Annotated in this window: 17 protein-coding genes; all 17 read right to left on the reverse strand. The window is 39.9% G+C overall.

The window, feature by feature from the left end; all coding sequences use genetic code 11:
- Positions 1-152: 152 nt before the first annotated feature.
- The 17 genes from ACWM35_RS14650 to ACWM35_RS14730 all read right to left on the reverse strand — a co-directional run bounded on the left by ACWM35_RS14650 (position 153) and on the right by ACWM35_RS14730 (position 25779).
- Positions 153-1142, reverse strand: a complete 990-nt coding sequence (locus tag ACWM35_RS14650) for a LacI family DNA-binding transcriptional regulator (protein ID WP_454819533.1) — start codon at positions 1140-1142, stop codon at positions 153-155.
- A 150-nt stretch (positions 1143-1292) separates the two neighbouring features.
- Positions 1293-2315, reverse strand: coding sequence for a galactose/methyl galactoside ABC transporter permease MglC (gene mglC, locus ACWM35_RS14655; RefSeq protein ID WP_454819534.1), 1023 nt, complete (start codon positions 2313-2315; stop codon positions 1293-1295).
- Between the two features lie 12 nt (positions 2316-2327).
- Positions 2328-3830, reverse strand: a complete 1503-nt coding sequence (gene mglA, locus ACWM35_RS14660; protein ID WP_454819535.1) for a galactose/methyl galactoside ABC transporter ATP-binding protein MglA — start codon at positions 3828-3830, stop codon at positions 2328-2330.
- Positions 3831-4154: 324 nt separating this feature from the next.
- Positions 4155-5219, reverse strand: coding sequence for a galactose/glucose ABC transporter substrate-binding protein MglB (gene mglB, locus ACWM35_RS14665; protein WP_454819536.1), 1065 nt, complete (start codon positions 5217-5219; stop codon positions 4155-4157).
- Positions 5220-5465: 246 nt separating this feature from the next.
- The gene (locus ACWM35_RS14670; RefSeq protein WP_454819537.1) at positions 5466-7049 is read right to left on the reverse strand and encodes a response regulator; all 1584 of its coding nucleotides are present in this window, start codon (positions 7047-7049) and stop codon (positions 5466-5468) included.
- On the reverse strand, positions 7024-8508 hold the full coding sequence (locus ACWM35_RS14675) for a sensor histidine kinase (protein WP_454819538.1): 1485 nt from the start codon (positions 8506-8508) through the stop codon (positions 7024-7026). The genes ACWM35_RS14670 and ACWM35_RS14675 overlap by 26 nt, the downstream gene beginning before the upstream one ends.
- On the reverse strand, positions 8508-9509 hold the full coding sequence (locus ACWM35_RS14680; RefSeq protein ID WP_454819539.1) for a sugar-binding protein: 1002 nt from the start codon (positions 9507-9509) through the stop codon (positions 8508-8510). The genes ACWM35_RS14675 and ACWM35_RS14680 overlap by 1 nt, the downstream gene beginning before the upstream one ends.
- Before the next feature lie 203 nt (positions 9510-9712).
- Positions 9713-11935 carry an alpha-galactosidase gene (locus tag ACWM35_RS14685; protein ID WP_454819540.1) on the reverse strand — a complete coding sequence of 741 codons (2223 nt, stop codon included), beginning with the start codon at positions 11933-11935 and terminating at the stop codon, positions 9713-9715.
- Positions 11936-12005: 70 nt separating this feature from the next.
- Positions 12006-15032 carry a glycoside hydrolase family 2 TIM barrel-domain containing protein gene (locus ACWM35_RS14690; RefSeq protein WP_454819541.1) on the reverse strand — a complete coding sequence of 1009 codons (3027 nt, stop codon included), beginning with the start codon at positions 15030-15032 and terminating at the stop codon, positions 12006-12008.
- Between the two features lie 34 nt (positions 15033-15066).
- Entirely contained in the window at positions 15067-15885 is an 819-nt protein-coding gene (locus tag ACWM35_RS14695; protein WP_454819542.1) for a carbohydrate ABC transporter permease, read from the reverse strand.
- A complete protein-coding gene (locus tag ACWM35_RS14700) occupies positions 15878-16798 on the reverse strand; it encodes a carbohydrate ABC transporter permease (protein ID WP_454819753.1) in 921 nt (306 codons plus the stop codon). Before ACWM35_RS14700 ends, ACWM35_RS14695 begins: the two co-directional genes overlap by 8 nt.
- Positions 16799-16946: 148 nt before the next feature.
- The gene (locus tag ACWM35_RS14705; RefSeq protein WP_454819543.1) at positions 16947-18236 is read right to left on the reverse strand and encodes an ABC transporter substrate-binding protein; all 1290 of its coding nucleotides are present in this window, start codon (positions 18234-18236) and stop codon (positions 16947-16949) included.
- A 167-nt stretch (positions 18237-18403) separates the two neighbouring features.
- Positions 18404-20173 (reverse strand): sensor histidine kinase, encoded by a 1770-nt coding sequence (locus tag ACWM35_RS14710; protein WP_454819544.1) that lies wholly within the window; start codon positions 20171-20173, stop codon positions 18404-18406.
- Between the two features lie 14 nt (positions 20174-20187).
- Complete coding sequence (locus tag ACWM35_RS14715; protein WP_454819545.1) at positions 20188-21705, reverse strand: response regulator transcription factor; 1518 nt, start codon at positions 21703-21705, stop codon at positions 20188-20190.
- 158 nt (positions 21706-21863) lie between these two features.
- Positions 21864-23279, reverse strand: coding sequence for a sigma-54 interaction domain-containing protein (locus ACWM35_RS14720; RefSeq protein WP_454819546.1), 1416 nt, complete (start codon positions 23277-23279; stop codon positions 21864-21866).
- 273 nt (positions 23280-23552) lie between these two features.
- Positions 23553-24329: a 3-hydroxybutyrate dehydrogenase gene (locus ACWM35_RS14725; RefSeq protein ID WP_454819547.1), complete on the reverse strand. Its 777-nt coding sequence runs from the start codon at positions 24327-24329 to the stop codon at positions 23553-23555.
- A 10-nt stretch (positions 24330-24339) separates the two neighbouring features.
- Entirely contained in the window at positions 24340-25779 is a 1440-nt protein-coding gene (locus ACWM35_RS14730) for a GntP family permease (protein WP_454819548.1), read from the reverse strand.
- Positions 25780-26086 lie beyond the last annotated feature (307 nt).

The raw sequence follows: 26086 nt of genomic DNA on the forward strand, positions 1-26086 counted from the left end.
TCTGATTACCGTTTTACTAGAAATTTATCGGGAACAGGCATCACATCATCCATCTGATTACCGTTTTACTAGAAATTTATCGGGAACGGGCATCACATCATCCATCTGATTACCGTTTTACAAGAAATTTCTCGAGAACGGGAATCAGCCCCCTAAAAACTGCTCTGCCGTTTCACTAGTTCGGTTGCGATAAAAATCTTTTTCGCTATTTTTCTTCCAGCCATTCGTTCCATCATCGTATCAATGGCCGTCTCACCCATTAATTCAGTGTGAACCTTTAACGTCGTTAATGCTGGGTAGATATATTTAGACACACTGATATCATTAATCCCAATCACATTTACCCGGTCAGGAACAAGGATATTCTCCTCGTGCAGTGCTCGCAGACAGCCAATGGCGATTAAATCATTCCCAGCAAAAATAGCAGTCGGCAAGTTATCCCTTTTTTCCTCAATGGCTTTTTTCATTAAGCTGTAGCCACTATCAACAGAAAAAGCTCCAATATAAATGTTCCCCTCGTCCAGTAGGCCGTGCTCAGTCATATAAAGACGAAAGGCAGTTTCTCGAATATCCTCAATTTCCGCTGTCCCATCTTTAAAAGACTCACGGCCGCCAATATAACCGATCGATTGATGACCTTTTTCAAGCAAATAGTCGATAATTTTCTTGGTCGCTTTTTCAAAATCAATAATGATTGAATCATATCGATCCTCATCTGGGTTGAAATCAGCGAACACAATGTTTTCGGTAATTTCTGCGATGCTCTCTACTTGAGGTGAGCTGAATTTCCCAATCGCAATAATCCCTTGAGGACTTTCATTTTTGACCTTCTCTAAATCATTATAAAAATAATGTTCAAATTGAATATCTAATTGCTGACAGCGCTGTTCGATCCCATAACGGATCGACAGATAGTATAAATCCTCCAGCTCTTCTTTTTCTGTAAACCAATGTATAATCGCTATTTTTGATGTTGAAGGCTTTCGGACAGCTCGTTTTTTATAGGATAACTCCTCCGCCACTTCTAATATTTTCTTTCTCGTCTCGTCAGTCACCGACAAGGAAGAATCATAATTTAACACCCGTGAAACCGTGGCTATCGATACACCGGCCTTTTCAGCAATGTCTTTAATTGTTGCCACCCTATCCCCTCCTTCCCTTCCATAATACCGCTTACATCTATCATAATCCTTTTAGTAAAAATCACCAAGTATTTTTTACTAAATTTTATTATTATTTTACTAAAAAAAAGACATGCCCTTTTATCAGAACATGTCTTTATTTCTAGGAATTTATTTCTTTTTCGCGTGCTTCCTCATATCGAAGGCAACGGCGACGATGATGATTGCACCTTTAACAATAAATTGAATATATGGGCTTACACCTAAGAATGCTAGTCCGTAGTTGATAATTTGGAAAATAAGTACCCCTGTGATAACGCCTGGTACGGTACCGATACCACCTGATAACGATACGCCACCAACAACGGCAGCTGCGATCGCATCTAATTCATACATATTACCTGTGTTATTCGTTGCACTACCTACACGACCTGCTTCAAGCGTACCAGCAAATCCATAAAGAAGACCGGCAATCATATAGATAATAATCATGTTCTTCGCTACGTTTACGCCGGAAACCTTTGCTGCTTCTGGATTTCCACCAATGGCATACATGTTTTTACCAAGTTGTGTTTTATTCCAAAGTACCCAAATGATAGCTGAAACAATCACTGCATAAATAATCAGGTACGGAAATTCATACTGCCCAATTTTAATCCCTTTTTGAGCAAATGTAGTGAAAGCTTCACTTAATCCACCGATTGGCTGTGCACCATATGGCGGGCGGTCAAAGTAGATAGATGTTACACCATAAACACCAATCATCATACCTAATGTAGCAATGAACGGAGGAACGTGGAATTTCGCTACAATCCATCCATTTAAAGTTCCAAATAAACCGGTAATCGCCATTGCAATAAGAATAGGAACAAATAATGGCAATTCAGGAAGGTTCGGATACATTTTATAAGCATAATCCCCTGCCTGGAGCAATGATGCCGAAACAACGGCTGCCAGTCCAACCTGACGCCCTGCAGATAAATCCGTCCCACCTAAAATCAGAATTCCCGCGATACCTAACGCAATGATAACCCTTGAAGAGGATTGGCTAAGGATATTAATCAGGTTGGTCATCGACAAAAAGTCTGGTGAGGCAATGACGATTCCAATGACGAGTAAAACTAAAAATACATAAATAACATTATCAAAGAGCCATTTAACAATAGTTGATTTTTTTGTGGCTTGAGTATTCATTTTACACTCCTCCTAATACAAAGCTGCCAATCGCATGATTTCTTCTTGAGATGTCGTTTTCGTGTCTACGATTCCAGCGGCTCTTCCATTACTCATTACTAAAATTCTATCTGTTGTACCCATAAGTTCTGGCATCTCGGAAGAAATCATGATGATTCCTTTCCCTTCTGCTGCTAATTGGTTAATAAGCTGATAAATCTCAAACTTTGCCCCAACGTCAATACCACGCGTTGGTTCATCCAACAATAAGATATCTGGTCTTGTCAGGAGCCAGCGCCCGATAATTACCTTTTGTTGGTTACCACCTGAAAGACTTCCGATTGGTGTTTTTTGCGAAGGTGTTTTCACCTTCATCGAATCAATTACCCATTTTGTATCGTCATGCACTTTGCTATCAGAAAGGAAGATCCCTTTGCGATATTGTGCTAGATTCGCAATAATCGAGTTAAAACTAATGCTTAGATCCGGGTAAATCCCTGTCGATCTTCTTTCTTCGGTAACAAGAGCAAAACCATTTTTGATCGCGTGCTGTGGCGAATGGTTGTCAACGACCTTGCCATTTACCTCAATCGTCCCTGATTTTAATCCTCTTATCCCAAATAATGCTTCAACCACTTCGGTCCGTTTCGATCCTACCAAGCCGGCGATCCCTAAGATTTCCCCTTTTCGCAATTCGAAGTTAACTTCGGTAAAGGAGCCTTGAGTCTCAGCGGTTAAATCTCTTACTTTTAGGATGACCTCTCCAGGCTGGTTCACCTTTTCAGGGAAACGCTGTGATAAGTCACGGCCAACCATCAGCTTGATGATTTCGTCCGTCGTTAATTCTTTTGCGCTTTTCGTTGCAATGTATTGGCCATCGCGCATGATCGTCACTTCATCAGAGATTTTCAAAATTTCTTCCATTTTGTGAGAAATATAGATGACAGCAACATTTTTCCTTTGCAGCGTGCGAATGATTTTAAATAGATGATCCACTTCTTTTTCCGTAAGAGAGGAAGTGGGTTCGTCCATTACGATGATTTTCGAATCGTAGGAAACCGCCTTTGCAATTTCCACCATTTGCATCTCGGAAACAGATAAACTACTAACCTTGCTGCGTGGATCAATATTGATATCAAGATCTTTGAAAATAGCGGCTGTGTCCTCATACATTTTCTTTTCATCAATGAAAATACCTTTTTTCGGGTATCGCCCCAGCCAAATATTATCCATGACATTTCGTTGACGCACCTGATTTAGTTCCTGGTGCACCATCGATACGCCGCTTTCTAGCGCCTGCTTTGAATTGGCAAACGCAACCTCTTTTCCGCCAAAGAGAATTTTTCCCTCATCCATCGAATAGATTCCAAACAAGCATTTCATTAAAGTCGATTTACCTGCACCATTTTCGCCCATGAGAGCATGGACCGTCCCTGTCTTCACTTTTAATGAGACGTTTTGAAGCGCAATTACCCCAGGAAATCTCTTTGTTACGTTAATCATTTCAAGTACATTGGTTGTACTGGCTTCTGTCATGAGTGAACCTCCTCGCCAACCATTTAAAAAATATGAGACTTTCTTGTGGTCTCATATTTATTATGAATTTTTTTAAAAATTTATCGGTGTCCAGTTAGAAACATTACCCCGAACGAAGGAAAAGTAACCTCTTTTCCTTCGTTCGAGGAGCGCCAAAGGGGCATTATTACATCCCCTGGACAAGGCGCTTCCGCTTTTCTACTTGTCTAGCTCCAGCGCCTAGGGGCTCGGGGTCATAAGCCAATCCGTCAAGAAGGTTAAAGAGCAACCTTCATGCCGGCTCGTCTTATGCCTGTCGCCCCTGGACAAGGCGCTTCCGCTTTTCTACTTATAAGCGTCTTTACCAACTTGGATATTTTCTTTTGTGATTTCGATGTAAGGAACACGAACGGCTTTATTGTCGTCAAGCTCCCACTCTGTTCCGTCTAAAACATCCTTGCCGTTAGCAGCATTTGTAGCAAGTTCAACTGTTGCTTTACCTTGGTTTTTCGCATCATTCAAGATTGTACCAACCATTTTGCCGTCTTCAATCATTTCAAGTGCTTCTGGAATCGCGTCTACGCCAACAACCGGCATAAACTTGTCGCCAGAGAAGTATCCTGCTTTTTCAAGAGAAGCAATCGCACCTAGTGCCATACCATCGTTATTAGCAATTACGAATTCGATCTTTTCATCGTATTTCGCTATCCATGCATCCATTTTTTCAGTTGCTTTTGTTGCATCCCACATACCTGTATCTAAAGCTAATTCTTCAACCTCGACACCTTTTTCTTTCAATGTGTCTACTGCATATTTCGTACGTGCTTCTGCATCTGGGTGTCCTGGCTCACCTTTTAAAAGAACGTATTGAAGTTTGCCATCACCATTTTTGTCATATTTATCTTTATTTGCTTCCCAAGCCTTCGCAATTAATTCACCTTGAAGAATACCTGATTCTGATGAAGTAGTTCCTACATAGTAAGCTTTGTCATAGCCTTTTAATACTTTTGCATCTGGCTCTTTGTTAAAGAAGATAACGGGAATATCCTTTGCTTTTGCTTTGTCGATAACCGTTTGTGCTGCTTTCGGATCTACTAGGTTGATAGCTAGTGATTTAGCACCTTTTGCGATCAGCGTATCTACTTGTTCAATTTGTTTTGCTTGGTCGTTTTGAGAGTCATTCAACATTAGGTCTACTTTTCCATCAGCTGCTGTCTCCATTGCACGTCGCACATAGGACATAAAGTTGTCATCGAATTTGTAAATCGTTGCACCCACTGCAGGAAGGTCGCTGTCCTTACCTTTACCAGAATCATCAGACCCGCCAGTCGAGCTGCTGCAGCCTGCAGCTAATAGAATACTAGATGCGACTGTTAATGAAAGCATTAACCCCTTTTTCTTTTTAAACATGTCATCCTTCTCCTTTTGCTATTTTAGTAAAGGCTTCGGTAACCGCACTTACCTTTCCTTTTAAGAAAGCCCTTACATGTATGTTAGCACGGGGATGTATCCTTCCATAGTTGCAAACAATAGCACATATTTGTGAATTTCTAGACTATCTTGCAAACGGTTACAATTTATAGCATTCATTTGCACTCCAATCAACATGAGAAAAGACCCAATCCTTGTGTTTGGGCCTTTTCTCATCGTAATCTATTAACTTACTGTTGCTTTGCGAAATTCTGAGGGGGAGAGACCTGTGTGTTTTTTAAACACGCGGCTGAAATAATTCGGGTCTTTATAGCCAATCGAATAGCAGATTTCTTTTAAGCTTTTGGAGGGATTTAGCATTTCCGTCTTCGCATGTTTAATTCTGATTTCCGTCAAATAATCAATAAACGTCATTCCGAAGCGATCTTTAAATAATTTGCTTAAATAATATGGACTCAGTTCCACATACTCGGCTACTAATTCTAATGTAATGGAATCAGCATAATGGGTTTCAATATACTCCTTAGCCTTATGCAGCATGCCCTTTGCATGATTGGTTCTCCAAACCTGAACGTGCTGTACGATTGTTAGTAAATGCACTTTTCCTTTTTCAAAAATATGCTTAATATTTTCAGGCTCATCAATGGTTGGAATGCGATCGTAGCCGATTCCTAATTCATGAAGCATCCGAGAAATAAGAATAAACAATTCATCAAAGGATTTTTTCACTACTGATGCCTTTACCTCATTTTCTTCCATTTTGGCCATAAAGGAATCAAACATCAATAAAACCTCGTTGATATCCCCTTGGCGGACAGCCTCCAATAGCTTTTTCTCGATATCCAGGACATCCGATACAGAATCCATTTCACTGGTACTATTCTTACCGCCAAATAAATACTTGCGATTCGGAGTTTTCAATAGCCATTGTAGTGCTAATACCGCCTCATGATAAGAATGATTCAGTTTCTTTGCATCGTCATAAGGGAGACCAATCCCTGCTCTTAGCTCTGCTTGGAAATCTGTTTCTTTAAAAAGACTTAGCAGATTTTCAAGGATGGACTGTGCATTTGTTTTAAAAGGGACTTTCTCATTAGATGATTTGCATAGGAATAAGACCGGGACATGCTCGTCCTTCATTGGGCCAATCATGAATTCGTGCTTCTTTACGACTGATTTCAACGCCTCCTTCATCCAACCGTACCAATGTTGTCTTTCTTCCACAGGAATTCCCTTCTCATTGGCAGGCAGGAGGGAAAAAAGCATCACATATCCAGAGATAATTTCTACACCTAATAGCTGACTCCATTCATCAAACGTCAAATCGTCAACTTGATTTAATATCAGCGAAGCGACCCATTCTTTTTGAGCGATGGATACGGCACGTTCCAAGTTATATCTTAAGCTCTGTTGCTCCTCCACAAGCTTCCGTTCCATAAGAATTTCATCTACAACACGCTGCAAACTCTCAAGTATATCTTGCTTTCTACTCGGCTTTAAGATGTATTCCTTGACCCCTTGCTGCATCACTTCTTTGGCATATTCGAAGGTATTAAAGGCCGAAACCATAATAAAGCGGATGCCAGCATCCAGCTTCTTAATTTCCTTCACTGCCTGGACCCCATCAATCCCCGGCATTTTTATATCCATAAAAATAATATCTGGACGATGTTCCCTGGCCAATTCAATGGCTATTCTGCCATTTTGTGCTTCACCAATGACCGTGACGTTCTCAATAGAACTGCTAATGATTTTGGTTAATGCCTTCCGTTCAAGATTTTCATCATCCACAATGAGAATTTTCAACAAGCTCTTTTCCCCCTCTTGCAACATCAGGAATCGTAAGTCTAAAAATGGTTCCTTTGTTCAACTCTGACTCAATCTCAACCATATCGTTTCTTTGATAAAATAGCTGAAGCCTGCGAATCACATTCTTCACGCCAATACCTGTAGAGTGGCCTTGTGGTTTTTCCGGCTCCACATCCGCTTCTGTCTCTGTTCCTCTAACATAATTCAAAAATTTCATTTTGGTTCGCTCATCCATGCCTTCTCCATTATCGGCCACCTCAATATGAACTTGATCTTGGTTGCGATAAATGTAGAGGCCGATGACGGCATCTTCTTCATACGCTTCAACCCCATGAATGAAGGCATTTTCAACGATGGGCTGGAGAATTAACGATGGGATTTCAATATCTAAACAGTCATCCTCAATTTCCGTGACAAATTCAATACGATCTCCGAAGCGCGTTTGTTGGATATAAAAATACTCTTGGACGATTTTCACTTCATCTCTCAGGGTCGCTGCTTTATTTAAATCACCGCCAAGATTGTAACGTAGTAAGGCTGCTACGGCCTCAATCAATCTTGAGGTATTCTCTGCCCCCTCCAGATAAGCCATTTTCGAAACCGTATTTAGCGTATTGAATAAGAAATGTGGGTTGATTTGGTTCTGTAGACTTCTCAGTTCTAATTCCTTCAAAAGCTGATCAAGCTCAGACTTTTGTTTAATTTCCATAACCAATTGTCTTAAGTTTGTTCTCATTTGGTTGAACGTCTCTGTTAACGGCTTTAATTCATCCTTTGTCGTAATTTTTATATCTTCCCCCGATAAATTTCCACGGGAAATCTGCTTAGCAGCGGCTGATAACAGACTAATTGGTCTTGTTATCCCTCCTGAAATCCAAAACGCCAGTAACGTGCTGAGGAAAAATGCAGCTGCAAAAAGAAATATCGACATTTTCTTATAATACTGGTTTTGCATTTCCATTTGATCATAAAAGTTTTGATAATCGGTCAGCTTGCTATTTAAAAGGGCTAATGTGCTTTCCTGGAGAAAACTATTAATTTTTAAAAGTTCATTAAAATGATAAGAATAATTATTAATTTCGTCTTTGTTAAAGGCACCAATGGTAGCGTCACATTCATCTAGAAAACTATCAATCATGTTTTTATAATTCATAAGGGTCATATCACTGGAGTCCATGATTTCATAAAGTCGCTTTTGATTGTTTATTAGCTTTACCTTTTCCTTTTTATAATCCTTTAGATCCGATTTTTCTTTATCTAAAATATAAGCATTCAGCTTCTCCGTCATTAAATTGGTTCTTTGCGAGATATCATTTAACAACAGAAATCGTTCAAAGCTATCATCATATTCACTAACCAGCTTTTCACTGCTGTTATAGAAAAAGAACCCTACTGAAGTAAGCAAAACGACGAGGACGATGAAATAAAGAAGCAGTTTCGATCGGATTCGAAATAACATTATCGCATCCCCTCCAATCGTTCCAAGTGACTGATAGGTAGATCTGCTTTTCGGATAATTTGTGTATTCGTATGTACAATCGGAAGAACCTGTTTCCCTTCAGAAAGATCCATCATCATCTTAACTGCACGATAACCCATTTCAAACGGCTCTTGCACCACCGTTGCCTTGATCGTTCCCCTGCGTATCAATTCGAGTGTTTCCGGAAGTGTATCAAATCCAATGATGTAGATTTGATCTTGTTTGTTATATTTCTCAATGACTTTAGCGATCTCAATTCCATCAAGGGCACTTGTCCCAAAAAAAGCGTTAACCTCAGGATAATCCTTCAAGATTTGATTCGTTTTTTCGGTTGCGATTACCCTACTAATCTCAGATTCTTCCACGGTAACGATGTTAATACCAGGCGCTTCTTTCACCGCATCCTGAAAACCAAGGACGCGCTGTTGCATATGATTGGCATAAAAACTCCCGGTAATGATCGCGACATTGGCTTTTCCACCTGTATCAGCAATCAAGGCCTGGCCTGCTAAGTATCCAGAATAGTAATTATCCGTTCCAATATAGGCGATTCGATTGCTATTGGCGGCATCCGTGTCCACCGTAATCACCGGAATTCCACTTGCCACTATCTTATTAATCAAAGGCGTAAATTGCTCGTCACTTAAACCTTGGGTCATAATGCCATCGACCTTTGAAGCCGCTGACATTTCAATGGTTTTGACATGTTCCTCAATATTCGCTTGCTTTGGGCCGACATATTCAAGTAAAATATCGTTCTCCTTCGCTGCAACCTGAGCCCCCTTTTCTACAAGGCGCCAGTATTCATTATCCAGCTCCTCCGTAACAAGGACGAAATGATATTTATAGGTTGTAACCGTTTTCTTTTCATTCGGCAAATCATGAGTAATGACTTTATAACCATAGAAACTAGCAAAAGAGCAGCTTACTAGAAAAAACAAAATCCCTAAGGTATACGCCAAGATGGAAAATCTGCTCATCACACGACCTCTATTCTTTTTTCGATAAAGTGAAACTTCAATCAGTGGGGGTCTTACTGCCCGTTAATGAGGGATAAACACATTATACGGAACATTCCAAAAATCGACAATGACCTTTTTCCTACTAATGTAAAACAGCCTCCCATCTTTTTATTGGAGGCTGTTCATAAAAGATATTTTCATAACTTGAAAAAGTTGTTCCATTACCTACTTATTAAATGAAATACTTCTGATTGGTAGTCTCCACCACGTTTTGCTAGTTTGCTGTTGACCCCATTAAATTCGGTTGGCAACGGTAGGCCAACTTGCATTAATTCATCTCCGTAATAGTCCCTTCCCTCAACGTGATAAACTTTTTCTTCGTCTAATCCTTTTAATCGTAAGGTCTGATGCTTCCTGCCGTTCGGTGCTGACAATACTTTATAGTATCCTATCAGTGCCTCTGTTTGATCAGAACTTACAATCATCCAGGCTGTTTCATTACCTTCGAATGGGCTTAAAATCCGATAAAAATGACCATCCCGGATTAAGCCGCGGTGTTGCTTATAGAATGCCACTTGTTCTTTTATTTCCTCTCGTTCTACGTCTGTTAACATCTGCGGATTCAATTCATAGCCAAAGGTTCCGAAATAAGCGGTATTCGCCCTGGTTGCTAACGGTGTCTCCCTCAATGTCTGGTGGTTTGGAACAGCGGACACGTGAGAACCCATACTATAGATTGGATAAGCAAAGGATGTACCATATTGAATTTTTAGCCTTTCGACAGCATCCGTATCATCACTTGTCCAAGCCTGAGGTGCATAGTACAGCATCCCTGGATCAAATCGGCCGCCGCCGCCTGCGCACGACTCAAATAAGACATTCGGAAACGCTCTTGTTAATCTTTCATATAAGTGATAAACACCTAGAATATAACGGTGGAAGAACTCTCCCTGCTGGTTAACGGTCAATTTTTGTGAAAAAGCCTCTGTAATATTCCGATTCATATCCCATTTAATATAAGAAAGGTCAGTACGTTTCATAATATCGGACATCTTCTCATAAATATAATCTACTATCTCAGGTCTGGAAAAATCGAGAACAAGCTGGTTACGGCCAAGCGTTTGATGCTGTTCCGGCATCCCAACAGCCCAGTCTGGATGATCCCTAAATAACTCGCTGTTGGGACTAATCATCTCCGGCTCAAACCAAAGCCCAAATTGCATGCCTGTTTCGGAAATCTTCCGCGCTAAACTTTCCAGGCCGTTAGGAAGTTTATCCAAATCAACCTGCCAATCCCCTAAAGAGGAAGTATCATCATTTCTTTTTCCAAACCAGCCATCATCGAGGACAAATAACTCTATCCCTAATACACTTGCTGATTTTGCAATGTCCACAAGTTTTTCTTCATTGAAATCAAAATAAGTCGCTTCCCAGTTATTAATTAGAATCGGACGATCTTCACTTTTCCACTGATTTGGAATCAAATTTTCACGATACAGATTATGGAATGCCTGGCTCATACCGTTCAATCCTTTATCAGAGTAAACCATGACCACTTCAGGTGTTTGGAAGCTTTCATCCCCACCTAGCATCCACTTGAATCCGAATGGATGAATCCCAACGGTTAACCTAGCGGTATCATAATGGTCCACTTCAACCTGCATGAGAAAATTACTGCTATAAACGAAGTTAAAACCGTATACCTCACCCGAATGCTCGCTGGAATCCAGACGTTTCAATGCCAAAAACGGATTATGATGGTGCGAGCTTGCCCCGCGCAGACTGGAGATGGATTGAACTCCCATCTCTAGTTTGCGCTCCTTTACATGTCTTTCGCGCGACCAAGTCCCTGCTAAATGGGTAAAAATAAACTCCTTATCTGGCAGGTCGACGGATGCACCCATTAATCTTTCAATCACTAGATTCCCTGTTCCGATATTTTTTAAAACAGCACTTCTGGTGATAACAGGTTTTTCTCTAAAAATAGTATAGTTAAGGGTCAATTCCGCCTGTAAAAATTCATCTTTTAAGACTATTTGGAGTGTGCTCGCTTCATTATCACCGTTCACATAAGTAGCTGGCAGCCCATTAAGTTTAGGCTTCCCTTCTACAATTTTAAAAGAATGGTATTTAAAATTTGGGACATGTGGCACGTCTTCCTTTCCAACACTAATCGCCGGTTCACGGAAATCTGAGTTCCCATAAGCGGGATATTCCTGACGGAGCGTTTCTAAGCTAAACGCAGGGTCATCCTGATAAACATGACAGCTTGCAGCCGTCGGCACATCATATGTTTGCAAATGTGAGAAATCCTTTCGGTGCCTTAGTGCTTTCCCATAATAAAGGTGGCCAAGATGCTCATTTTTCATTACATGAAAAATATAGCTTACATGACCATTGGTTAAATGAAATTGTTTATTTTCTTGATTCACATAAATGAGCATAATAAATATCACCTTCTCCAGAATCTATTAAAAGTGAAGAGCCCCAGGTTTGCGGGACTCTTCTTTTGTTTTAAATTCTTTGGATCAAAAATTGAAATTCCAGATTTTCATTTGCTTTAATCAGGTGTTCATCATGTACTGGAGCTCCCCAGCTGTCGTCACCACCAACACCCATCTGCCTTCCTGCAAGCGTTACAACGGTGTAATGAACATTCGGAAGCTCGTAAATATGCTGGGCATTCTCAAGCTCAAACGCTGTATATGGTGAGAAATTGCACTCCAACGGATTGCCTACTGAAGCTAATCTAATTCCATGTCCCTCTTGGTTCGTAACGCTGACGCGGCGTACTCCAGTGCGATTTCCTGACTCCTGCGGCATGACATATTCTGATAGATTATCAGTTACTTTATTTTTAAAGATTCCAAGTCTTGCTCCCATTGCACGGTCTGAGTAATTTTCCTCTGGTCCCATCGCATACCACTCCAACTTGTTATAATCTGCCGGAACTTTGAAGGACAAGGCGAAAATTGGAAGTTGCGGAAGGTTCTCTGCACCTTTATAGGCAGATTTCACACGGACATTTCCGTCTGGAAATACGGTGTAAATATTCTTAACCTCAATCTCACTGTTAATGGAGAATTTATAGGTGAAAGCAACGGTTACTTGACTTTCACTCTCTTCCACTTGAAAATCAACGCATTTCCTTGCCAAACTGGCTGCATACCAAATTCCAGAATCGAAGCTCTGAGAATAGCCACGATCATTGTCAGTGGTAGCTCTCCAGAATAACGGAGCTGGAGGAAGGGCAATCATTTCTCTTCCTGCATAGTTCAAGGAAATGAGACTGCCAACCTGTTTGGAAAACAGAACAGTGAAATCTTTGCCGTGAACACCTATGTTTACATCACCATGAGCAACCCTCAGCTCTCCCTCTGCATGAGTAATTTCTTTCGCTCCAACTTCATAAACAAACTGTCCAAACGCGATCTCATAACCAGCCTCTGCCCATACTGTGTTTTCTTTCAGCTTTAATGATGTTTGCACACAATACTCACCGGAAACTTCTGTAAGGTGCACAGGACAATTAAATTCAAATCGTCCTTCGCGTTGCGGCTCGACACTTGCAGAAAGTTTGCTTCGATATAATTCCTTACCCTCTAGAAATAGTGCATATTCCAATTGATAAACATCGATATTGGAGAAGAGACTTTCATTTTTTATGGTTACACCTGTCTGATCCGGCAATAACTTGAAGTCTTGATATAATAATTTCACTTCCTGCATCTTTGGTGATATTTCCCGGTTTGCATACACAATCCCATTCGTACAGAACCCATAATCCGTCGGACGATCGCCAAAATCGCCGCCATAGGCAAGGTATTCGTTTCCATAGCGGTCCTTCTTATACATAGACTGATCGATATAATCCCAAATGAAGCCGCCTTGATACATCGGGTACTTCTGTTCAAGATCAGTGTACTTGTACATACCGCCTAGTGAATTCCCCATTGCGTGCATGTATTCACAGCTGATATAGGGCTTCTCTGGATTTTCAGTTAAATACTTCTCGATATCTGCTGGCTTTGCATACATCCGGCTTTCCATATCACTGGTGTCATTAAAGTCACGGTTATGGAAAACCCCTTCATAATGTACCAGTCGGCTTGGATCCACCTGACGAAAATAATTAGAAACGTTGAGAATAACTTCACCAGCATAGGATTCATTTCCACAAGACCAAATAAGGATCGAAGGATGATTCTTATCCCTCTCCACCATCGAAATCGCACGATCCATAACGATATCCTGCCATTCCGGTTTGTTTCCTGGCACATTCCAAGATGGTTCCACCGTGCCCATTTTTTGCCACGAACCATGTGTTTCAAGATTCATTTCATCAATGACATACACTCCATATTCGTCACATAATTCATACCAATAGCTTTGATTTGGATAATGAGAGGTACGAACAGCATTAATGTTATGGCGCTTTAACGTTTTAATATCCCATAGCATATCTTCTTTTGTTATCGCCCGACCATGTCGTGGGTTAAATTCATGACGGTTAACCCCTTTGAACACAATCCGTTCGCCGTTGAGACGCATGATTTTATCCACAAGCTCAAATCTTCTAAAACCAATTTTTTGCGGAACAACCTCAACTAATTTTCCAGAAAGGTTATAAAGCTGGATATATAATGTGTATAAATAGGGACTTTCCGCGCTCCAAAGCTCTGGCTGATCAACATTCATCGTAAATGACCACTTACCATTTACTTCTTCTCCATTCGCAACAGCAATCGTTTCACCATTCTTATCCATTAATTCAGCATTAATTTTTGAAACAGCCTGCCCTTGCAGCTTTAAGTCTGCTATTAACGTACCTTTTGTAAAAGTAGAATCTAACTCAGGAAGAACATTCAAGTCAGAAACATGAATTTCTGGTGTGGTATATATATAGACATCACGGAAGATTCCCGAAAACCTCCAAAAATCCTGATCTTCAAGCCAACTCCCAGTGCTCCGCTGGTAAACCTCGACAGCCAACTTGTTTTCTCCATCCGTTAGAAATGGTGTTAGCTCAAACTCTGCTGGAGTAAATGAGTCCTCACTATAGCCGACAAACTCGCCGTTTAACCATACATAGAAAGCTGACTCTACACCTTGAAAGGAAATGTAGACGGGCTTACTTTCCATATTCACTGGAACCGTGAAATAGTTAACATAGCTGCCGACAGGATTATGATCTGTCGGAATTTCGGGCGGGCGAATCTCGTTATGCCCATCCCAAGGGTACATCGTATTCACATATTGGGGCTGCCCGTAGCCCTGTAGTTGAATATGTCCTGGAACGGAAATATCCCCCCATTCCGAACAATTAAAATCAAGTTTATAAAAAAGTTCTGGCCGGTTATCCGGATTAACCGAATAATGAAATTTCCAGTCTCCATTCAAGTCATGACGCATTTTCATTGGAGCAGAACTTCTTGCCTCTTCCATCTTTTCATAATAGTAATGATCTGAATGCGCCGGAATTCGATTTACAGCAAAAACACTCAAATCTGTAAGCCAGTTTAAATTCGGGATTATAGTCATACGTTCACACTTCCTATTTAAATTTTTCCTAACACTACTTTACAGACCCCATCATACCCGCCACAAAATGCTTTTGCATAATAAAGAAAATAAGTGCTGCTGGCAGCGTAGCAATGACGATCGCCGTCATAATAACACCGAAATCTGGCGAATAACTTGATCCAAGAACAGAAATCAATAGAGGGATGGTCTGTTTTTCAGGTGACTGCAATACGACCAGCGGCCACAAGTAACTGTTCCAGCTAGCCATGAACGTAATAATCGCTCCAGCAGCATAGGTGGTTTTCATAGTTGGAACATAAATTCTGAAAAAACAACCCAGCTCGGTTAAACCATCAATTCGTCCTGCTTCAAGTATATCTTTCGGGAACATTTTTGTACTCTGGCGAAAGAAAAAAATAAGAAACGCCGTTGTAACCGTTGGTAAAATGACTGCTGCGAAGGTATCAATTCCGATAAGCGGTGCGGTTTGAGAAATGGTCCCAAACATTCTAAATAATGGAACCATTAATGCAGCAAAGGGAATCATCATGGAGAGCAGCAGGAAATTGAACACCATGTCTTTTGCTTTACTTTGAAAAACTTCAAATCCATATCCTGCTAAAGAAGCAATCACCAATGAAAGGACGGTAGTAGTAATAGAGATTATCGCAGAATTGATTAATGCAGGTACTAAATCAACCGTTTCTAACAGCTTGCCTAAATTCTCCAAAAAATGGCTTCCTGGTAATAACCGTCCCTTTGTGACATCGACTGATTTATTCGTTGAGCTGACAATCATCCACAAAAATGGAAAAACCGAAACGATTGCTGCTATTGTTAAAAATCCATAGCTGAATATTTTTTTAATCATTTTTATCACCTGCCACTTTAAACTGGATGATGGAGAAGATTACAATCATAATGACGATAGCGTAAGATACCGTTGCGGCATAGCCAAAGTCAGGGGTGTATTTAAATGATAAGTTGTAAATGTACTGAGAGATTGTCATTGTTGCATTGCCTGGTCCACCTTGAGTAATATTCATGACCTCATCAAACAATTGAAGTGTCCCGATAGTTGAAGTAATCGATGTAAATAAAATAATCGGCTTTAACATCGGTACGGTGATTTTAAAAAAGGTTTGAAAGCTTGATGCTCCGTCAATTTTCGCTGCTTCATAGATGGATTGATCAATATTTTGTAGGGCAGATAGATAAAATATCATGTTATATCCGGTCCAACGCCAGGTTATCGCAACAATAATCGCAATTTTTGCCCAAAAAGGATCTGTCAGCCATTGGATCGGCTCTGAAATAAGCGAAAACTTCAATAGAAAAAGGTTTATGATTCCTTCCTGACCAAACAAATATTTAAAGATAACTGAATAAGCAACCAGTGATGTGACACATGGCAAAAAGATAGCTGTTCGGAATACACCTTTGAATTTCATCGTTTTATCATTTAACAAAACAGAAATAAACAAGGCCAGGACAATCATGAGCGGTACCTGAATAATTAAATAGATGACCGTATTCTTCAGCGTGGTAAGGAATGTTGGATCCTTAATTAGGCGTGCATAATTTTCAAACCCGACAAATGTTAAGTTCGTACCTGTACCTGATTGTAATGACATAATGAACGCCTGAATCATTGGATAAAAATAAAATAAACAAATCATCAAAGCTGCAATCGTAATAAAAGACCAACCAATAGCTGTATTTTTTAGACGAAGGTTCCGTGTAGATTTTACAGGTTGGAAATTCTGCTTGGTTTTCGCTGCAATCACACCCATTCAACTCCTTACTTCTTATAAATAAAAAGAAAAAGCCTCGGAACCATCTCACCTAAACAATTAGATCGCTCCATTAAACCAAATAGGAGAAGCCGGCGAGTTCCCGAGGCTTAATTTCTTATTAAAATTTTTTATTTGCTTATTTTACTTGTGCCTCTGCTTGTTTTTGTGCATCCTCTAACACTTTATCGAGCTCTTTACCTTTTAGGTAGTTTTGCGCTTCAACCGCTAAGATGTCCTCGATGGCATAAGTGTGGAGCCCGTAGTTGATTTGAGGAATCTCCTCTGTCCACTTTGCAAAATCAGCAATAATTTGCTGGCCGCCAAAGAATTCGTCCGCTTCTTGATACGCTTCACCTTCTGTTGCCGGTGTATACGTACCTATGGCACCAACTTCTTTAATTAATGTCTGATAGAAGTCAACATTTGAACCAAATGTACTCGCAAGGAATTCTGCAGCTTTTTCTTTTCCAGGAACATTTAGAACATACCATGAACTTCCGCCTAGGTTGGAAGAGTTAACTGAACTTTTTACATCAGGAAGGCGTGGAAGAGAAACAACTGCCCATTTACCAGCTTGTGATTCCTCAGCCTTCACAGAAGGAGTGATCCAGTTTCCTGTTGGAACGGTTGCAACATCCCCACTGTTAAATCCAGCTAAAAATTGACTCCAGTCAGATACAGGTGTTACTAAATCTGCATCCAAAATTTCTTTATAGGTTTCAAATGCTACTTTGAGTACGTCGTTTCCAGCCAAATTAGGCGTTACTCCGTCTTCTTTTGTATACCATGAACCAGCTGATTGAATCATCATACGAATGAGACCAAGGTCATTCGGATCTTGAGTAAGCATATTTTTTCCCGTTGCCTCTTTTATCTTTTTACCAATTTCAATGTACTGCTTCCAATCAATATCTTTTAGATCGTCTACTGTGTAACCTGCCTTTTCTAAATAATCGGTTCTAACGTATAGTCCTGCTACACCAGTATCAAATGGAATACCATAGTTTTTACCATCCACACTTGTAGGAGCGATTTTATACTGCGCAAAATCTTCTACTTTAAAAGTTCCAGTTAATTCATGGAACATATCCGGATATGCCTGAAGGAAGCTTTGCGCACGATAATCTTCGATTAATACAATATTTGGCAGCCCTTTCGTCGTTCCAGAGCTTAAGCTAGTATTTAGCTTTTGGATAATGTCATCTTGGGCATTTTCAATAACCTTTATCTCAAGGTCTGAATTTTCTGATGCATACGCATCTTTTGCTAGATTCATAGCTTTAATGTTAAAATTTGGATCCCACGTCCATACCGTTATTTGATTCGTATCCTTTGAATCTCCTGAAGCATCTTCTGTTTTCGAACCTGAGGAACAGGCTGTCAACATGAGGATACTGACTAAAAATAATCCGAGTATCTTTTTCATAGATTTCCCCCCAATTATGAATACCTTGCTTTTGTAAGCGCTATCCATCTTACAAACATTATGTTACACCCTCTTGAGAGAAACCGTTAGGACGTTTTTTTTGAAAATTTGTACTATATTTTGATGATGTATCCGCTTTCTTTTTGAATTTGTATTATATTTAGATTTTATGACAATTTTTGGATAGGAAGGGATATTCGCACCTTTGTTCCATTTCCCAACTCACTAGAAATGGTGACCCCATACAAATCGCCGTAGATCAGTTGTATACGCTCATCAACATTTCTTACACCAATACCTGAAAAAAATTGATGTTTTCGCTTCGTGCTAGGGAGTGTAACATCCTCTGAAATTTCCATCCCATCACCGTTATCGACAACCTCGCATATCATATTCTCTCCCTCCCGCCAGAAAAGGACATGAATATAACCTTCTAGCTTTTGGGTGAAACCATGAAAAAAGGAATTTTCAATAAAGGGCTGAAGGATCAGCTTTGGAATTTGCAACTCCATACAATCCGGTGAAATAAAATAGTACACCTTAATTCGTTCACCATATCGTTTTTGATTGATTAATACATAGTTCTTTAAATTTTCTACTTCTTGCTTTACGGTAATGGTTTCATTTACATTACCAATCGTGTTTTGAAGCAGAGAAATGAGGGCATTAATCATGGATTCCGTATCTTCTTTACTTCCTTGATTTACCATGAACTTGATAGACGCCAACGTATTGTACAAAAAATGTGGATTAATTTGCTGCTGCAAGGCTGCCAATTCCGCATTTCGTCGCTGCTTTTGTGATATGACAAGCTGATCTAAATACTCATGGAGTTCATCAAGCATCGAATTGAAGGCTTTTCCAATTTGCCTTGTTTCATATGTGCCTGAAACAGAAACATATTGGTCAAAATCATGTTCCGATGCCCCTTCAATTTGCCTTACCAGTTTGGATAATGCATTTGTTAATCTTCTCGAGGCAAGCAGGACTATGATCATCGCGATCAATACAATTCCCATTGATATAAACAATATCTTTCTCTTATCAATTAAATCTCCAATTGCCGTCTGTTTATCGATAATGTTAAACATGTACATATCAAAGGATGGAAGATATTCCATTAAAATAATTTGTTCCTTACCCATGAATGGTTTGATTATGTAATCGTCTTTTGAAGGCGTCGCCAATTCCCGAGCATAACCTAGTAGTTCATTTGATTTTTTTCCGATAAGCTTCGTTTGGCTGCTCGAAGCAATGACTCCTTGCTTGTCTACTAAAAAAACATTATTTCCAGGACTTGAATAATTGGAGTAAAATTTTCTAAATTCATCCTCTTGTATGGAAATATACAATGCGCCATAGACTGTTCCAGACCGATCCATTAGCGCCTTGGAAGCCACTATGTAATTGCCATTCGCTTTATCTGTTCGCTGATTATATTGGTATAACAATTTTTTTGGATTTTCAAATGTTTTTCTTGTTAAGTCATTATTCTTCAACTCATCATCATTAATGGGCCAATACATACGATCATCGGTTGCATAGCTTACTCCGTTTACACCAGTAACAATGATACCAACCTCATAAGAAGCCAAATTTGGTTCAATACGTTTCATCAGTTGACTCATCGTATAGATAGAACCTAATTTTTCGATATTCGATTCCTCTTCCTTCGTTAGGACTTCCTTAATGGAGACACTTTGTAATATGTTGTTTGAAGTAATGACAACGGAGTAATTAAACTTTTCAAAACTTTCTTTTACTTGTTCCATTACTTTTGCATTTGTAATGCTAAACTTTTCAAAAAAGAATTCCTCCGACATACGAATTGTCATCCATGTAATGGTGATTGAAACGGTAATGATCATCATGACCGTTATTAGAAACATGGTAATAAATAAATTATTATATCTAAAGCGTTCAGGAATGAGTCTCATAGGTATACCATCACTTATCTCATCGATTGTTTTCTTCTAAATTGGCTGGGTGACAGCCCTTTCATTTTCTTAAACACCTTGCAAAAATAACTATGATCTGAATATCCAACCATACTGCTGATTTCAGAGATGGAGACAGAACCCTGCATGAGCAGCCTTGACGCTTCTTCAATCCGAACCTTGTTTAAGTACTCAATAAATCCTTCATTATTATGAGCCGATAAATAACTTGAAAGATAAGATGGATTAAAATGAAAATGCTGTGCTACATCGGCAAGTGTTAAAGGCTCTGTATAATGGTCATTAATATAATCTAATATCTTTTTGATATTTGCGTTTTCCGGCTGATTTTGGAAAGAGAAAATCGATTTTTTTACTTCTTCAATAAAGCGATACAATTGTTCTACGGCTTCTTTCGCTGATCGGGCATCCTCAATGGACCTTAAATAGGAGTATCTAGCCTGTTCAAATTCCTTTACATTGTACTCCATATTACTTAGAAGAACCGTAATATTGAAAATAATATTTCCGAAAAATGCCTTAAATTCATACACATCTGTTTTATAGCATTTTGACAATACTGACACATGCTCCTGTAAATAACTAAAAGCAGAATCAAAATGTTTACGTTTCATTTCACTAGTAAACCAATCGAGATTAAAATTTTCAGACTTAGGCAATTGATTTTTAAGGTCTTGGTTCATTAATAGCGGGGAGTCTGGAAAATAAAACTGGTAATTTAGTAGCTTTAACAAATCTTCTTTGTAAATTTGGCATATTTTCGAAACATCATCAAACTCGTTGCTAAGTACAAAACCGATGCCTTGTTCGGTTTCTGCCAGTTCCTTCACAAATTCTATCAACTTGGAAAACTCATTTCCGTTCACTAGAATAAGATTTTTCTCCATATAGAGGCGATAGCTTGTTTTTTTTAAGCCCTTATCCATTTTCTCCTTTATATAAGGGGGGATTTCAGATTGCCTGTTCATCATTTCTACCCCTAATAAACAAAACCTTGGGTTAGGAAATATTTCCGTTAATTTTAAAGAATAATCATCGACCTCGTAGCCAGAAATAAGCTTGTTCAACATTTGCCCAACAGATGGAATCGCTTCAAGTTGTTTTCCCCGGGATTTGAGCGCAGGAATCCTGCTTGATGCCCGCTTCAACACATTTAATAACGCCTCTGCATCAAGCTTCGGTTTTAGTATATAATCGATAACTCCACTTTGAAAAGTGGATCGCACATAGTCAAATTCTCCAAAACTACTAAGGACAATCATTTCTATCTGGGGATATTTCTCCTTAACAATTCTCGTCAACTCTTCCCCGTCCATAATTGGCATGACGATATCCGTTATGATGATATGCGGATTGACAGCTTCCACTAATTCGAGAGCTTCCTTACCATTCGAAGCCTCCCCGGCAATCTCAAAACCTTCACTCTCCCAATTGATATAATGCTTAATCCCTTGTCTGATTAATATTTCGTCATCTACGATAAGTACTCTTCCTCTTTCCCCAGCTGACAACGATATCCCCCCAATTGGTGAAAATATGAATGTAATAATATTCTACAATATTTTAAATGGCATAGGACAATTTTGACGATTCCACTCTCACCACTTTCAAGTTGCAGCTTGTAAATAATCAAATAGACACCACATAGGAAGTATGGTGTCTATTAATCTCAAATGTCATACAACTTGCACATATGATAAAATTTGGTTTTCCCTATTGCTAAAAGCTTCGCTGCTTCTAGCTTATTTCCGTTCGCAACCGCCATTGCCTGTTGAATCGCTTGCTTTTCGACTTGGGCCAGCGTTTCTTTTAATGGCTGAACGGGCGGGATGCACGATAATTCCTTTTGCTTTTCTACCTCTATTACTCTTTTAGGACTCGTTTCACTCTCTTGATCTCGTAAATACAGGGGAAGATGTTTCTCTTCAATGATCGTGCCATCCAAAACATTAATACATCGCTCCAGAACATTTTCCAGCTCGCGGATATTCCCAGGCCATGTATGCTCCTTTAGCTTATTTATGACATCGAGCGAAATCCTTAACTTTTTCCGATGAAACTTCCCTTCGAGCTTTTGCAGCAAATTCAGGGAAATAGATTCAATATCCTCTTTCCGTTTCCTTAATGGTGGAATTTCTATTTTTATAACATTTAATCGATAATATAAATCCTGGCGAAAATTCCCTTCCTCTACCATTTTTTCTAAGTTACGGTGGGTGGCGGCAATAATTCGGACATCCACAGGAACTGACTTTTGCCCACCGACAGGATAAATTTCTTTTTCCTGTAAAACCCGCAGTAGTTTACTCTGCATCGCTAGCGGCATATCACCGATTTCATCTAAAAAGATCGTTCCTCGATTAGCTGTTTGGAACTGACCCTTTTTTCCCCCTCTTTTTGCTCCTGTAAACGCCCCGTCCTCATAACCGAACAATTCCGATTCTAATAAATGTTCCGGTATGGACGCACAGTTTATCGCAACGAAGGGAAACGCAGCACGCATGCTGTTTTGATGGATCGAATGGGCAAATAATTCCTTTCCTGTCCCCGATTCTCCTAATAATAAAACCGCAGAATGACTCCCAGAAATTCTTTCTGCTAGCATTTTGGCTGCTAAAAAAGCAGGGCTTCCGCCAATTAAATCACGGAAGCTATATTTACTCGTTAAATCTCTTTCTACTTTTGTCTTATAATATTTTACTTCATCCACTAAATGCTGTATTTTTGTTTTGTAAACATGCAGTTCTTCTGGATTACGAAACATCACTGTTCCCACTGCACCGACTAATTCTCCTTTTACAATAAGCGGGAATCGATTGGCGACCATCTCACTGCCTTTAATATGCTGTACAGCCGCAATTTCAGCTTGACCGGTTTTGGCCACAATATGCATCCTGGTGTTTTCGATGACTTCTAGTACAGGCCGGCGAATGGCTTTTTCAACGGTTGTACCTAAAAACTCACAATATGACTCATTGATATAGCGAATAATCCCATCGCGGTCGACGACCACAATCCGTTCTGCAGAGAGATTGATAATTTCCTCCAGCCAATGATAGGGGATGTCCTCGATTCCTACTTTCATCATCTACTCACCTGCCTCTAATCTATTGCTCCATTATAACAAATATATTGAATTGTTTGTCTATTACGTCCATCCTAAAGAAAACTCGTCGATTGGCGAGCCATTAGGCGAAGACAGAGGCGTAGTTCGTCTAAAGCACAGCTTTCGACTGCGATGTTTATGCTCACGAAGCATTCCTTAGTGCACTTATGCCTGATAGGAAAGTTATACTTTCCTATCGGCTAAAAAAAGAACCCTATCGAACAAACCGAAAAGGGCTCTCTCATTCTATGACTATTGTGCTGTATAGCCCCCGTCTAATACAACCGCCTGACCGGTCACTCCTCTTGCCTTGTCACTTGCTAAGAACACAGCATAATCGGCAATTTCAGCAACCGATAGTAGCCTTTTTTGTGGAACCAACGGAAAGAGGACATCCTCTATCACTCTGTCTAAACTCACATTTCTCGTAATCGATAAATCTTTCAATTGATTTCGAACGAGCGGGGTGTCGACATAACCAGGACATAAGGCATTTACAGTGATTCCGTGAGCAGCTCCTTCCAGTGCCGCTACCTTTGTTAAACCAATGACGCCATGTTTCGCACTATTGTAAGCCGCCTTTCCAGCAAAACCAATTACACCATTAATCGAGGCCATATTGATGACTCTGCCAAAGCCCTGTTCTTTCATAATCGGGAAGACATGTTTAATGCCAATGAACGGTGCCGTTAACATCACTTTTATCAAAAGTTCAAATTTTTCTGTTGGGAACTCCTCAATCTGGGCAACAAATTGTAGTCCGGCATTGTTGATTAAAATATCGATCCTTCCAAACGTTTGATAGGCAAGGTCAATGCTATTTTTATAAGCTTCCTCATCGGTAACATCACATGGAGCAGCTAGGGTACCAAACCCTTGCTTCTTTAACTCTGAAGCAACTTGATGACATTTCTCCTTATTTAAATCGGAAATAACCACCTTAGCCCCCTCTTGAGCAAACGTCTTAGCCATTTCTAGACCGATCCCACTAGCAGAACCGGTAATAAACGCTACTTTTTCTTTTAACATAGTAACCCTCCTAAACCAGGCCTAAGAAAGTATAGATGGCAATCACGACGAACACAGCCACTGTTTTGATGATCGTGATCGCAAAGATATCACGGTACGATTGTTTATGGGTTAAACCTGTTACAGCAAGCAAAGTAATAACCGCTCCATTGTGCGGAAGGGTATCCATCCCCCCTGATGCCATCGCAACAACGCGGTGCATGACTTCTGGTGGAATATTGGCTGCAGCAATCGCTTGATTGTATTTATCAGCCATCGCTCCTAAGGCAATCCCCATTCCTCCAGATGCAGATCCTGTTATACCAGCAAGCGTACTTGTAGTTACTGCCCCATTAACAAGCGGATTTGTGAATGTACCAGAAATGCCATCACTGATTTTCGCAAATCCCGGAAGGGCGGCAATCACTCCGCCAAAACCATATTCTGCACCTGTATTCATCGTTGCCAGTAAAGAACCACCGATACTTTGGTTGATTCCTTCTTTAAAGTTTTTCGTTACCCGCTTTGGGTCAAAGGCAAGGGAAGACAGAATCCCGACGACTAGCGCCATTTCAATCGCCCAAATGGCCGCAACAGCTGGGACATCTACGGCGTATGTCCCTAAACCGATAGCTGAAAAATCAAAGCCATTCGGATACCATTTCGGGATGTAGGTAATAAAAAGTTTATTCGTCACCCCAACCAGAATAAGTGGAACGAAAGCCATGACCTGTCTTAATGTTGATTGCTTCGAGGTTAGATCTGGTAGGACTTCGTCTTTATTAGAGTCGATTTCTTTTTCTAAAGCTGAAGCGTTCTCCGCTCCGAATCCATAATAGCCTTCACCAGCTTTTTCTGCTTTCTTCCTTCTCATCTCCAGGTATAATAAACCGAGAGCAAAGACAAAAATCCCGCCGAGTATCCCTAAAATAGGGGCAGCGTAAATATCTGTTTTAAAGAAAGCAATGGGGATTACGTTTTGTATTTGTGGGGATCCAGGTAAAGCATCCATGGTGAAGGTGAAGGCACCAAGGGCAATGGTTCCCGGTATAAGCCGCTTTGGAATATTTGCTTGTCTGAACATTTGTGCTGCAAATGGATAAATGGCAAAAACAGCGACGAATAAGCTGACACCACTATAAGTTAAAATGGCTCCCAATAAGACGATTGTCAGCATCGCCCGTTTTGCTCCAAGCCAACCAACGATTGTCTTCGCAATCGATTCTGCCAGCCCAGACATTTCTACAACCTTCCCGAATATTGCCCCTAACAAGAACACAGGGAAGTATGATTTAATAAATCCGACCATTTTTTCCATAAATACACCTGAGAAAAACGGTAAAACATGACTTGGATCAATAAGTAAGACAGCTAAAATGGCACAAAGTGGAGCAAATAAGATAACTGAAAAACCCCGGTAAGCAACAAACATGAGCAGTCCAAGCGCGAGAAGAATTGCCAACAACTCCATAATAATCCCCCTTTACTGTTTTAAAAAAATTCCCAATCCACCTTTTGGTAAGCGTTTTCATAAAACAACCTACGATTATTACGAATGCAACTTCCGTGCCAACGTCTATATTTTTAAAAAATTCAGTCTACAGTAATTAAATAAATCATTTCTCCATCACGAGCCTGTTCATATTCCGCATTTGCGGAATATCCTGTGTTTTGGATTCCGCAAATGCGGAAACTTCCGTTTTTGCGGAATCCAATGATTCAGGTTAGAAAAACAAAAGACGATTAAGGAATTTTATGCTTTGATAAATTATCTATCA

The sequence above is a fragment of the Neobacillus sp. K501 genome, from assembly GCF_053749995.1.

Coding starts and splice junctions, on each gene's coding strand:
- ACWM35_RS14725 (WP_454819547.1), bottom strand. CDS start 24,329: ATGTTAAAAGAAAAAGTAGCGTTTATTACCGGTTCTGCTAGTGGGATC.
- mglA (WP_454819535.1), bottom strand. CDS start 3,830: ATGACAGAAGCCAGTACAACCAATGTACTTGAAATGATTAACGTAACA.
- mglC (WP_454819534.1), bottom strand. CDS start 2,315: ATGAATACTCAAGCCACAAAAAAATCAACTATTGTTAAATGGCTCTTT.
- ACWM35_RS14675 (WP_454819538.1), bottom strand. CDS start 8,508: ATGTTATTTCGAATCCGATCGAAACTGCTTCTTTATTTCATCGTCCTC.
- ACWM35_RS14690 (WP_454819541.1), bottom strand. CDS start 15,032: ATGACTATAATCCCGAATTTAAACTGGCTTACAGATTTGAGTGTTTTT.
- ACWM35_RS14720 (WP_454819546.1), bottom strand. CDS start 23,279: ATGAAAGTAGGAATCGAGGACATCCCCTATCATTGGCTGGAGGAAATT.
- ACWM35_RS14685 (WP_454819540.1), bottom strand. CDS start 11,935: ATGCTCATTTATGTGAATCAAGAAAATAAACAATTTCATTTAACCAAT.
- ACWM35_RS14680 (WP_454819539.1), bottom strand. CDS start 9,509: ATGAGCAGATTTTCCATCTTGGCGTATACCTTAGGGATTTTGTTTTTT.
- ACWM35_RS14695 (WP_454819542.1), bottom strand. CDS start 15,885: ATGATTAAAAAAATATTCAGCTATGGATTTTTAACAATAGCAGCAATC.
- mglB (WP_454819536.1), bottom strand. CDS start 5,219: ATGTTTAAAAAGAAAAAGGGGTTAATGCTTTCATTAACAGTCGCATCT.
- ACWM35_RS14705 (WP_454819543.1), bottom strand. CDS start 18,236: ATGAAAAAGATACTCGGATTATTTTTAGTCAGTATCCTCATGTTGACA.
- ACWM35_RS14710 (WP_454819544.1), bottom strand. CDS start 20,173: ATGAGACTCATTCCTGAACGCTTTAGATATAATAATTTATTTATTACC.
- ACWM35_RS14730 (WP_454819548.1), bottom strand. CDS start 25,779: ATGGAGTTGTTGGCAATTCTTCTCGCGCTTGGACTGCTCATGTTTGTT.